This window comes from Bacillus sp. FSL M7-0791 (genome assembly GCF_038627085.1).
GTDB classification, from domain to species: Bacteria; Bacillota; Bacilli; order Bacillales; family Bacillaceae; genus Bacillus; species Bacillus safensis.
The window spans coordinates 1,591,303-1,603,711 of record NZ_CP152022.1 but is presented as its reverse complement, the minus strand read 5'-3'; the positions used below and the strand labels follow the sequence as shown (position 1 = coordinate 1,603,711).

Here is a 12,409-nt window from a genome sequence, read left to right as displayed (position 1 = left end):
CCTCATCATGATTCAATCACATTTATCTTGAAAGTTCAAACACTTCATGCAGGGCATTGACAGCCGCTCTCATGTTTTCTTCGTTCACTAACACCCAAATGGTCGTATGACTGTCAGCCGATTGTAAAATCGGAATGTTTTGCTCGGATAGAGCTGTTACAATTTTAGATGTGACACCTGGTACACCCATAATGCCTGCGCCAACAGCTGATACTTTCGCACAATTTGTTGTCACAATTGGTGTATAGCCAAGATCTTTTAGGATCGATGTTGCCTTTTCAGTCATTGCACCTGTCACTGTATACACAATTTCACTCGGTGTGATGTTGAAGAAGTCGACACTGATTTGTGCGTTTGCCATTGCTTTGAAGACCTCTGTTTGTACGCTGTACTGACCTTCTTTTGCAGGGACTTTGATTTGCGTCACATCATTGACATGTGCAATACCCGTAATGAGGCGGTCATACACATCATGGCTCATTTTATCGGAGTAGTGTGATGTAACGAGTGTGCCCTCATCATCAGAGTATGTTGAACGGACCCTCATTGGTACTTTTGCCTGCATCGCAATTTCGACAGCTCGCGGGTGAATGACTTTTGCCCCTTGATATGCAAGATTGCAAATTTCCGTATATGTCACGACTCTCAGCGGTTTTGCATTTTCAACAATGCGGGGATCTGCTGTCATAACGCCTTCTACATCTGTAAAAATATCAATAAAGTCCGCCTGCAATGCAGCGCCTAAAGCAGCAGCGGACGTATCACTGCCACCTCGTCCGATTGTTGTCACGTCTCCATTTTTCGCAGCTCCCTGGAACCCAGCGACAACGACAACATCATGTTCAGAGAGTGCTGCCTCAAGACGTTCGCACTTCATGTCAATAATTTTCGCACTTGTATGCTCCTTATCTGTCACAAAGCCCGCCTGAGCTCCAGTCATCGCTACAGCCTTTAGCCCATTTTCATTCAGCATACTTGAAAACACAACAGCTGAGATATTCTCTCCGCAGGAAACAAGCAAGTCTTTTTCTCGATTTGTCATGTTCTGCGCGCTGCCGTAAAGCAGACCAAGCAGCGTATCTGTCGCATAGGGATCACCTTTTCGTCCCATTGCAGAAACGACAACAACCGACTTATAGCCTTTCTCTTTTGCAGATAAGATATGTGCAAGTGCCCTTTTTCTACCTTGATCATCTTTGACAGATGTACCGCCAAATTTTTGGACAATTATTTTCACTGTTTTCACTCCAAGTTCATTCTGACGTAACAGAAGAGAGCAGGCGAAAGATGCCTAACTCTCTTCTGTTCGTCCTCATCATCCATTGAATGTTAAACTAATTTTAATGCTTTTAAGCTTTCTGCAATTTGAACTGAGTTCCATGCAGCGCCTTTAAGCAGGTTATCAGATACAATCCACATATGGAACCCGTTTGGACGGTCCAAATCTTTCCGAATGCGGCCGACAAATACGTCGTTTTTCCCAACAGCATCTGCAGGCATTGGATAAATTTGCTGAGACGGATCATCTTGCAGCGTAATTCCTGGTGCATCTTTTAGAATTGATTTGAGGTCTTCCACTGTTGCATCATTTGATTCTAGTTCGACGTAGACAGATTCTGAATGGCCTGTTTCAATTGGAAGCCTTACGCATGTTGCCGCTACTTCCAGCTCAGGCATATGCATGATTTTTTTCGTTTCGTTGATCATTTTCATTTCTTCGAATGTATAACCGTTGTCTTGGAATTTATCAATTTGCGGGATCGCATTAAATGCAATTTGATAAGGCATGACTTCTGGTGTTACATCCTCTTTATTTAAAATGGCTTGTGATTGGCTGTATAGTTCGTCAATGGCTTCATGTCCCGCACCTGATACTGCTTGATACGTAGAGACAATGACTTTTTTCATTCCATATGCCTGACGAAGCGGTTCTAATGCCGCTACCATTTGAATCGTTGAACAGTTAGGGTTTGCAATGATCCCTTGATGATCATGCAAATCTTTTTCGTTTACCTCTGGTACGACAAGAGGGATGTTTTCGTCCATACGAAAAGCACTTGTGTTGTCAACAACAATCGCACCTCGTTTGACTGCTTCAGGAGCCAGCGCTTTAGAAACATTTCCTCCAGCACTGAATAATGCGATGTTCACTCCTTCAAAGCTTTCAGGTGTTGCTTCCTGAACAGTGTACTCTTGACCTCTGAATGTCACTTTTGTTCCAGCAGAACGTTTTGAGGATAGTAGAGTAAGTGTATCCATTTCAAAATCTCTGTCAGCTAGTGTTTTTAACATTTGTTGACCGACAGCTCCAGTCGCTCCAACTACAGCTACATGCAATCCTCTTCCCATCAGTAAAACTCCTTCCGACCCATCCATGATTCTTTTCTTTCGGATGGCCATCCTATGACTTTTTACATTTTATTTTACCATAGAAAAGCAAGGCTTGAAGCATCTTTTTTGAATCTTTCATGATTTTCTAGTGAATCTATTATTCGTTTGGTCCAATTAAAATTGGTTGAATTTGTCTATGCTGGAGTGCCTCTTCTACTGTTTGAGATAGCAGATCCATGTTCGCGACCATAGAGGTCGGTTTTTTGAATGGATCATCCTGACCAAACGGAATAAAGAAAATATTCTTTGTCGACATCAGCCTCATCAGATTTGTACCATTTAAACCTAACGCATCATTTGTTGAGATACCTAAAACGACTGGTCGATGATTCCGTATGGTTGCTTTAGCAGCCATTAAAACAGGACTGTCTGTCATGGCATTTGCAAATTTCGCCATCGAGTTACCAGTTAAAGGAGCAATGACCATACAATCAAGCGGCAGCTTAGGTCCAAGCGGCTCTGCTTTCACGATTGAGTCAATCGCTTGAAATCCAGTCAGCTTCTCAATCCGCTCGATCCACTCGGCTCCATCTCCAAATCTCGTATTCGTGCTCTGCACCGTGTACGACACCACTGGACGCACCTCTGCCCCTTCTTTTACAAGCGCTTCGATTTGCGGAAAAACAGCTTCATACGTACAGTGGGAACCTGTTAAACCAAAGCCGATTCTTTTCCCTTTTAATGTTGTCATGATTCCATCCCCCTTTTTTCCTCCGCAAGTTTACATAAAAGCCCGGAAAGCACTTTTGCAATGATTTGTCCTGCTGTTTTTGGTGCAACAATCCCCGGGAGTCCTGGTGCAAGAAGTGCCTTCACTCCGTGCTTTTGTGCAAAGTCAAAGTCTGTTCCGCCTGGGCGTGAGGCGATATCCAAAATGAGTGTCTTTGGTGTCATGCTGACGATGACAGATGAATCTAATACAAGACTTGGAATGGTATTGATGATAATATCAACATCCGTTACTTCCTCTTTTAACTGGTCCATTGAAAATGGATTAAGCCCCATCTCAAATGCCCGCGCTAAATGTGCTGTGTCTGCCGCCCCTACTTTTACGTCTGCCCCTAGTGCCCGAAATGTGCGGGCAATGGTGAGTCCTGTTCTTCCAAGTCCGAGAACAGCGACATGAGACCCGTGAATCGTATAGTCCGTTTGCTGAATGGCCATCATGATAATTCCTTCAACTGTTGGAATAGAGTTATATATGGCAATATCATCTCGCTCAAACAGCTTCACAAGCTTCCGGTTCACCTGCTTTGCCAGATTGTCTAAGTACGTATTTGAAATACCTGAGTACAAGATACAATGGGCTGGGGTTCTTTCTAAATATTTAGCTTCCAGCAAGACCTGCTCGTTTGAAAAAACGGTAGCAACAGCACCTTCATCCGTTGTCCCAGATACTGGCAGGATCATACTGTCTACTTGTTCGAATGGAAGTTCAGACATTTTCAGCTTTTCAGCACCGATAAATCCATGATCCAGCTGGTCAAATCCAACCAAAAATACTTTGGCATGCTGCTGTGACAACTTGCGAATAATTTCAAGCTGCCTTGCATCTCCCCCGATCACCGCAACCGTTAAACCGCTCAACATACTGACCGTTCACCTTCTTTATTTAAAAAAGTCTGTAATATTTTCTGAATCTCCCTTTCAGCATATGAGGAGAGGATTCAGCCTGTGAACGAATCAGAGAGAGAAAAGAAAAAGAGCACCCATTATTATGGGTGCTCTTTTTCTCCGTGCGGCTGAAGTTCTTCAGGCACATCGAGAATGATCATATCTGATCCTATTTTTTGAATGTGATTCCACGGGACGCGGATGTCATTTCCTTGTTTTCGAAAGCCAAACCACTTCACGGAAGGTATAATGAGTGCTGTAATTTGACCGTCCTGTTCATTGATTTCAAGGTCGGTTTGTCCAAGCACGCCAAGCCGCTCCGCTCTTTTAATATCGACGATCTCTTTTCCTGACAGTTCACTCAGCCTCAAAATCGCATCACTTCCCTTCCGTATCATATATGCAGCAAAAGGAAGAAATAGACCGTCCTGCTCTTTTCAAGTTATGTATGATGTGAGTTGGTATACCAAACAGGCTTAAGTTGATGAAAGTAATTATGATCTTTTAGCATTCTCTCCACTCGTTTCACCATGTCTTTTACATGTCCCGGATCATAGGAAAGCGTCCAGATGATAGATGAAAAGCAGCTCATTGCTGTATAGATGGAAAAAAGAAGCCAAAAATCGTTTGTGGACTGCGTACTCACGTATTGATCCAGTTGTCCAGCTGAGAACGGAATGCTGCTTTCTCGACTAAATAAGGACAATTTATAAAAGTCATGAACCGGGTCGCCCCAGTCGGATTGATCGAAATCAATCACACCGGCATATTGATTACCTTGTATGATGATATTCCCTAAATGAAAATCATCATGCTGGAACTGGTTAGGCCTCTCTTTTACCGCATCAACATTCGACTTGATAAAATCTAATACAAACTGATCATTGGAAAACGTCACGCCACTTGATTGATAGGCATGTATATACCGTTCATGTTTTGCTATGACTTTCTCATCCCACGGACGAACATGAGAAGGTGCACGGCATGTATGCATCAAACTTAGCTCTCTCGCTGCCCGCCTCCCGATTTCATACTGCTCTTCATTTGTAAGTAGATGGATGGAGTCTCTAGCATTCTCGCCTTCGATAAAGGAGAAAATACGATAGGTACAGTTTAGTTCAGCACTCATTCCAATCTCAATCACTTCAGAACAAAGAATCCCTCGATCTTTTAACTTCCGCTGAAATGATGCTTTTCTTTTATAACGCGAATACGTTTGAATGTCTGATAACTTAAGCACCAGCTTTTCACTAGATGATATTGTAACCAAAAAGGTACGATCTCCCGAAAAACCAGATGTCATGGCTTGGAAAGAAGCTTGTGTCAGAAGTGGAGAGAGCTGTTTCAGCTTTTCATGTTCCATGAAAGCAGAACCCCTTTCTTATTTACCTACAATAAAACGGCAGACTTTTTTGAGTCTGCCGTGTTGTTTACGTTATGATGGCTGATCACCCGTCGGACTAATAAGCGAGAGCGCATAATCTTCTGTAAAGATGCGTTTAGATAAGTTATTCACGCCGTCTAATGTGACGCTGTTGATTTCATCAATAATTTCATCGAGTGTCCGATGTTTGCCAAGGAGCAGTTCATTTTTACCGTTTCGGCTCATTTTGCTGTTTGTGCTTTCAAGGCTGAGCATAAGGTTGCCTTTCATTTGCTCCTTAGAGTTCTCTAGTTCTTTCTGCGTGATTCCCTCACGCTTTAAGACGTCTAATGTTTGTAAGATGGTCTCAGAGAGCAGGTTTAGCTGCTTGGCTCCAGTTCCGCCGTAAATCGTCAGCATTCCATTATCTGCAAATGAACTGTGATAGCTGAAGACGGAATAAGCAAGTCCTTTGTCCTCTCTTACATCTTGGAATAATCGGCTGCTCATGCTTCCGCCAAGAACATTATTTAAGACGATTAAGTCATAGATGCCCTTATCTCCAGCTGGAAGGCCATTAAAGCCCAGGCATAGGTGCGCTTGTTCCGTTTCCTTTTTGCGTGTGAGCTTGTCATAATGAAATGCTGGAGCTTCTACAGGCTGCTTTTTCCCTTTTCCTTCATAAGAACCGAACAGCTTTTCAACCTCACGAATAAAGGTCTCATCTACGTTCCCTGCAACAGAGATCACGACGCGGTCCGGCGTATAGAATTCATCCATATATTTTCTAAGTGAGTCTCCGTTAAAGGTAGAGAGTGTTTCCTCTGTTCCTAAAATCGGATATCCTAATGAATGATCCCCATAAATGGCTTTGCTTAATAAATCATGAACGATGTCATCAGGAGTATCCTCATACATTTTAATTTCTTCGTACACCACATTTTTTTCTTTTTTCAGCTCTTCTTCATCAAAAGCTGAGTGAAAGAACATGTCGCTTAATACATCGAGGGCGTAGCCAGCATGTGAATCAAGCACCTTCGCATAGTAGCAAGTGTATTCTTTTGATGTAAAGGCATTCACTTGACCACCAATGCGGTCAAAGGATTCTGCGATATCACGTGCAGATCTTGTCTTTGTCCCTTTAAAGAACATATGCTCTAAAAAGTGTGAGATCCCATTAATTTCAGGTGTCTCATGTCTAGAGCCTGTGCCAATCCAGACGCCAATTGCGACAGACCTGACAGTGGGATTGTTTTCGAGTACAATTCTTACTCCGTTTTGGCATGTATACGTTTTGACCAAGTTTTGCTCCTCCTATTCAACAAACAGATCGCATCACGGATGTCTTTTTTCACTTAGGAGGTCAGAAACCGTCCCTAATTCATATCCTCTTTCCTTGATTTGAGTGATAAGTGCGTCAAGACTTTTCGCTGTTGCATCTGTTGGATGCATTAATATCATCGCCCCATTGTGAATTTTCCCAAGCACCCGCTTTTGTAAAATAGCCGGGGATGGTTTTTGCCAGTCGATGGTGTCTACTGTCCACATAATGGTTTCCATGCCTTCTTGTTTGGCAAGCTTGACTGTTTCTTCTTTAAAGCTGCCGCTTGGAGGCGCAAACCATTTTGGTTTCTTCCCAAGGGATTCTTCAATTTGGCGATTTGTTTTCGTTATCTGCTCTAATGCTCGTTCTCTTGTCAGTGTGCGCATATCTGGGTGATTGTATGAATGATTTCCAATTTCATGACCATCTGCCACGATTTTTTTAGCAAGCTCTGTGCTTTTTTTCACCCATTTGCCTTCTAAGAAAAAGGTCGCCTTGACTTGATGCTTTTCCAGCGTCTTTAACATGTTGATTAAATGCTCGTCACCCCAAGCTACGTTGATGAGGAATGCATTCATTTTTTTATCTGGATGTCCCTTATAAATGGGCTCTGGACCAAGCTCATGTAAATGAATAGATGGTTTTGTTTCATTAAAAACAAGCAGCTTTTCATCGAATGACCCCTGTTTCTTCATTTTTTCATAAGAGGCATCGATATCAACCGTCTGTCCATTTAAGCCAGGCATCTTTTTCCACACTTTATCAATCTTAGCATTTTGAGCCTTTACTTCATAGTCAGAAGACTTCGATTCAATTTCCTGAAATAAAATATCTTTTGAAACAGATGCAACCTCGGCATGCTCTTTCATTGATTCAATATATGTAACAGCAGCCGGCTGCTTCATCGTTTGATATGACACGAGCAGTAAAAATACAAACACAATGAATGGTAACGTTTTTTTCAATGGTTGTCCCTCCCCTTTACCACAAATTATGACGGGGAGAAACAAGCTAGAACTATTGTTAGCGCAAGAAAAGAAAGAAGCCTGGCACGGATACCTGGCTTCTAACACATTTTATTTGATCTAAGACTGCTTTTCTTCTTTTTCCTTTTCTTCACGTAAAACAGCTTTCCGAGAAAGGTTCACACGGCCTTGTTTATCGATTTCAGTGACTTTGACAAGTAATTCATCGCCAAGTTTCACGACATCTTCTACTTTGCCCACACGCTCAAGCGCAAGCTCAGAAATATGAACAAGTCCATCTTTTCCGCTGAAGATTTCAAGGAAGGCACCGAATTTTTCAATGCGTTTGACTTTACCTAAGTAAAGCTGTCCTACTTCAACTTCTCTCACAAGATCTTCAATGATTTTCTTCGCTTTTTGGTTCATATCTTCTTCTGTAGAAGAAATAAAGATTGTACCATCTTGTTCAATATCGATTTTCACACCGGTATCTTCAATGATTTTATTGATTTGTTTACCGCTTGGTCCAATGACATCGCGAATTTTATCCGGATTGATTGTCATCGTTAAGATTTTAGGTGCATAACGAGACAATTCTCCTCTAGAAGCAGGAATCGTTGACAGCATGCTGTCTAAGATTTCCATTCTTCCTTTTTTCGCTTGTTGAAGAGCCTCTTCTAAGATGTCTTTTGACAAGCCATCGATTTTGATGTCCATTTGAAGGGCTGTGACACCTTTTGATGTACCTGCCACTTTAAAGTCCATATCTCCAAGTGCATCTTCCATTCCTTGAATGTCTGTCAGCACTGTGTAGTATTCCCCAGATTTCACAAGTCCCATTGCAATCCCTGCAACTGGTGCTTTAATTGGAACACCCGCATCCATCATCGCAAGTGTGCTTGCGCAAATACTTGCTTGTGAAGTAGATCCGTTAGATTCTAATACCTCTGAAACGAGGCGAACCGTATAAGGGAAATCTTTTTCGGATGGAATGACTGGTTCTAGTGCACGTTCACCTAGTGCACCATGTCCGATCTCACGACGGCCTGGACCGCGCATTGGACCTGTCTCACCAACACTGAATTGCGGGAAGTTGTAATGGTGCATGAAGCGTTTTGATTCTTCAACACCTAGACCATCAAGAATTTGCACATCGCCAAGTGCACCTAATGTACAAATACTGAGCGCCTGTGTTTGTCCTCTTGTAAATAGGCCTGAACCGTGCGTTCTTGGCAGAAGTCCTACTTCTGAAGAAAGTGGACGGATTTGATCTACGCCGCGTCCATCTGGACGTACTTTCTCTTCAGTGATCAGACGGCGAACTTCGTTTTTGACAAGCTTGTTTAATACATCTTTCGCTTGTTTAATCGTTGCTTCGTCACGTTCTTCTGCTTCAAACTTCTCAACTACAGCTTTTTTCACAGCACTGATCGCATCCTCACGCGCATGCTTCTCATGTACTTGAATCGCTTTCAGCAGGTCAGCTTCAGCAAGTGCTTTTACTTCGTCTGCTAACGTTTGATCTACTTCATATAAAGGAATATCGATTTTTTCTTTACCGACTGCCTTCACAATTTCTTCTTGGAATTCGATTAAGCGTTTGATCTCTTGGTGACCGTACATGATCGCTTCAAGCATTGTCTCTTCCGGTACTTCATCAGCACCAGCTTCTACCATGTTGATCGCATCTTTTGTTCCGGCAACCACAAGATTGATGTCACTTTGTTCAAGCTGCTCCACATTTGGGTTAATGATCAGCTTTCCATCCACTCGTCCTACTGTAACGCCGGCGATTGGTCCCTCAAATGGAATGTCAGACACACATAAAGCTAAAGATGAGCCAAACATTGCAGCCATTTCAGATGAACAATCTTGATCCACACTCATGACGATACTAATGACTTGTACTTCGTTTCTAAATCCATCTGCAAACAGCGGACGAATTGGTCTGTCAATTAAGCGGCTCGCAAGGATAGCCTTTTCACTTGGACGGCCTTCTCTTTTAATGAAGCCGCCAGGAATTTTACCTACTGCGTATAGTCTTTCTTCGTAGTTCACAGTGAGCGGGAAGAAATCAAGTGGTTTTGGTTCTTTAGAAGCTGTTGCTGAGCTAAGCACAGCCGTATCTCCGTAGCGTACGAGGACCGCTCCGTTTGCTTGCTTTGCAAGCTGGCCAGTTTCAACTGTCAGTTGACGTCCAGCCCAGTCTATGGTGAAGACATGTTTCTCTTGTCCCATTCTGAGAAAAACTCCTCTCTTATCGAAAAATTTTAGTTAGTTCTTATTATGAACAAAATGATTTTCACATATCAATGTGAAAGCTGTATGTAGAAGGGTTTTTGCCATTCTTTCAACATTTTAACCATAAAATATTAGTGATTATACGATAAAAAAGCGGGAATCCTCCCGCTTTTTACGATTATCGACGTAAGCCTAGTTTGTTAATTAACTCACGGTAACGAGTTACGTCTTTATTACGTAGATACGTAAGAAGATTACGACGTCTACCTACCATTTTCAAAAGACCGCGACGTGAGTGGTGATCTTTCTTATGAGTACGTAAATGCTCGTTCAAGTTGTTAATTGATTCTGTTAGGACAGCGATCTGAACTTCTGGAGATCCAGTATCAGATTCGTGTGTTTTGAACTCATTAATTAATTGCGTTTTACGCTCTTGAGTAATTGCCATCCTGTTTCACCTCCAAATCATGTTAGCCCCATCTACCTCGCAGCCGTCGGTGAAGTCGGCCTGCCAAGTAAGTGGTTTTAAAGCTACAGGAATAATCATACTAAAAATATGCTGAATTTGCAAATGGTAGAGCAGTTTTTCTATGATTTTTTTGTTTGCTTATGCTGATCTTGAAAAAACTGAATCGCTTCTTCTTTATCTTGACTGATTTGAGCCGTCAGCTCCTGGATTCCGTTAAATTTTCGTTCACTGCGAATGCGTTTGAACCATTGTAATTTAATCGGCTGGCCATATATTTCTTCGTTAAAATCAAAGAGGTTTACTTCAATGGCAGGCTGATCAGGACGTTTTTCATAAAATGTTGGTTTATAGCCGACATTACAAACACCGTCATATACTTTACCTTTTACTTCTGCTCTTACTGCATATACCCCTGTTGGCGGAATAATGTATTCAGCAGATAAGCCGACATTAGCTGTCGGAAACCCGATCGTCCGTCCGCGTTTGTCTCCATGGATGACAATGCCGCGAAGCTGATAAGGTTTTCCTAAAAGCTCGCTCACATATTCAACATCCCCATTTTTTAATGCGGAACGGATGAGAGTGGAGCTGACTTTTCGGTCTTGATTGGACAGCTTAGGTACGATGGTTGCATTGATACGGCCTTTTCCGTATTCGTCGAACGTTTCCATTGTGCCTGCACCAAAACGGCCAAACGTAAAATCAAACCCCGCTACTGCGTGCTTCACATTCAATTCATCCAAATATTGATCCACAAATTCTTGAGGAGATAGAGCTGCAAAGCTCTCGCTGAATTGTACGATGTATAAATAGTCAGCACCCAGCTGTTCGATAAAATCAATTTTATCCTCAAGCGGTGTAATTAAGTCTTTTGGTTCCCGTGCCTTTTGCAAAACATGTGATGGATGCGGATGAAAGGTCATGACTGCTAAGGCCAATCCTTCTTTTTCCGCAATGCTTTTCGCTTCGTCAATGACTTTTTGATGCCCGAGGTGAACACCGTCAAAGTACCCTAAAGCCATAACAGACGGAACTTGATCCTTTTGATTCAATGTATGTGGGTGTGAAATATGTATAGTCTTCACGAGATGTCACCTTTTCTTTAAGATTGCTTGTCCTGAGATAAGATCTTCGCCGGCTTCATCAGGTTCTGTTTGGTCGGGTGCTTCATATATATCGCCAGACAACGGCCTGAAGGAGCAAAAACAGCGACACGATCCGCCTCTGCGAAATGAGCAAATTCATCAGGCATTGGCAGGACTGCACCGTTTTCCACTTTACTTGCTAATGTATCATTTATCTCCCATTTCGGCAAATGATTGAGCGCACGCTCGATCGGGACAAGGTGCTCATCTACAGTTCCTTCCTCGCTTATATCTCGCAGCTCATCCAGCGTGATACATTCATCAAGTGTAAAATCACCAGACCCTGTACGAATGAGATGTGACATGTGGGCTGGAAACCCTAGTTTCTTCCCGATATCAACCGCTAAGGTCCTCACATACGTTCCCTTTGAGCATAGAACGGTAAACCTAAATGACACGCTACCATCCTCATATGTGACAGGTGTAGTCCGCTCGATACGGTGAATAGTAATTTCTCGGCTCGGCCGCTCAATTTCAATGCCTTCTCTTGCATATTCATAGAGCTTTTTCCCGTCAATTTTCACAGCAGAAAACATGGGAGGAATTTGTTCAATGGTTCCTTCAAACTGCTTCAGCGCCTCATCAATTTCTTTTTCTGAGATCGGTTTTTCCACTTTTTTTTCTTCTACGATCTCACCTGTTTGGTCTTCTGTTGTTGTAGAAAAGCCAATCGTGATCTCCGCATCATACGTTTTCGATTTATCTGTTAAGTATTCTACAATCTTCGTTGCTCTTCCGATACAAATAGGCAGAACACCTGAAACCTCTGGGTCGAGGGTGCCTGTATGGCCGACTTTTTTTGTGTGCAAAATTTTTCTTACTTTAAACACACTGTCGTGTGAGGTCATGCCTCTTTCTTTATGTAATAAAAGAACACCATTTATCATCTGCGTTCTC

Annotated in this window: 12 protein-coding genes; all 12 read right to left on the bottom strand. The window is 42.4% G+C overall.

Annotation, left to right across the window (positions count from 1 at the left end):
• Positions 1 to 22 precede the first annotated feature (22 nt).
• Entirely contained in the window at positions 23 to 1,237 is a 1,215-nt protein-coding gene (dapG, locus tag MHI08_RS08135) for an aspartate kinase (RefSeq protein ID WP_024424126.1), read from the bottom strand.
• Positions 1,238 to 1,329: 92 nt separating this feature from the next.
• Positions 1,330 to 2,349 (bottom strand): aspartate-semialdehyde dehydrogenase, encoded by a 1,020-nt coding sequence (gene asd, locus MHI08_RS08130; RefSeq protein WP_024427010.1) that lies wholly within the window; start codon positions 2,347 to 2,349, stop codon positions 1,330 to 1,332.
• Positions 2,350 to 2,488: 139 nt separating this feature from the next.
• On the bottom strand, positions 2,489 to 3,082 hold the full coding sequence (gene dpaB, locus MHI08_RS08125) for a dipicolinate synthase subunit B (RefSeq protein WP_024427009.1): 594 nt from the start codon (positions 3,080 to 3,082) through the stop codon (positions 2,489 to 2,491).
• Positions 3,079 to 3,981, bottom strand: coding sequence for a dipicolinic acid synthetase subunit A (gene dpaA / locus MHI08_RS08120; protein ID WP_149126651.1), 903 nt, complete (start codon positions 3,979 to 3,981; stop codon positions 3,079 to 3,081). The genes dpaB and dpaA overlap by 4 nt, the downstream gene beginning before the upstream one ends.
• A 125-nt stretch (positions 3,982 to 4,106) precedes the next feature.
• Positions 4,107 to 4,376, bottom strand: coding sequence for a YlmC/YmxH family sporulation protein (locus tag MHI08_RS08115; protein WP_073205208.1), 270 nt, complete (start codon positions 4,374 to 4,376; stop codon positions 4,107 to 4,109).
• 71 nt (positions 4,377 to 4,447) lie between these two features.
• Positions 4,448 to 5,368, bottom strand: a complete 921-nt coding sequence (locus MHI08_RS08110) for an aminoglycoside phosphotransferase family protein (protein ID WP_342500145.1) — start codon at positions 5,366 to 5,368, stop codon at positions 4,448 to 4,450.
• 72 nt (positions 5,369 to 5,440) lie between these two features.
• Positions 5,441 to 6,670 (bottom strand): pitrilysin family protein, encoded by a 1,230-nt coding sequence (locus MHI08_RS08105; RefSeq protein WP_025092599.1) that lies wholly within the window; start codon positions 6,668 to 6,670, stop codon positions 5,441 to 5,443.
• A 33-nt stretch (positions 6,671 to 6,703) separates the two neighbouring features.
• On the bottom strand, positions 6,704 to 7,657 hold the full coding sequence (locus MHI08_RS08100) for a polysaccharide deacetylase family protein (RefSeq protein WP_024424133.1): 954 nt from the start codon (positions 7,655 to 7,657) through the stop codon (positions 6,704 to 6,706).
• A 120-nt stretch (positions 7,658 to 7,777) separates the two neighbouring features.
• Positions 7,778 to 9,895 (bottom strand): polyribonucleotide nucleotidyltransferase, encoded by a 2,118-nt coding sequence (gene pnp, locus MHI08_RS08095; protein WP_024424134.1) that lies wholly within the window; start codon positions 9,893 to 9,895, stop codon positions 7,778 to 7,780.
• A 181-nt stretch (positions 9,896 to 10,076) separates the two neighbouring features.
• Positions 10,077 to 10,346 (bottom strand): 30S ribosomal protein S15, encoded by a 270-nt coding sequence (gene rpsO / locus MHI08_RS08090; protein ID WP_008354438.1) that lies wholly within the window; start codon positions 10,344 to 10,346, stop codon positions 10,077 to 10,079.
• 140 nt (positions 10,347 to 10,486) lie between these two features.
• The gene (gene ribF / locus MHI08_RS08085; protein ID WP_034623584.1) at positions 10,487 to 11,452 is read right to left on the bottom strand and encodes a bifunctional riboflavin kinase/FAD synthetase; all 966 of its coding nucleotides are present in this window, start codon (positions 11,450 to 11,452) and stop codon (positions 10,487 to 10,489) included.
• A gap of 17 nt (positions 11,453 to 11,469) precedes the next feature.
• Positions 11,470 to 12,399 carry a tRNA pseudouridine(55) synthase TruB gene (gene truB, locus MHI08_RS08080; RefSeq protein WP_342500144.1) on the bottom strand — a complete coding sequence of 310 codons (930 nt, stop codon included), beginning with the start codon at positions 12,397 to 12,399 and terminating at the stop codon, positions 11,470 to 11,472.
• Positions 12,400 to 12,409 lie beyond the last annotated feature (10 nt).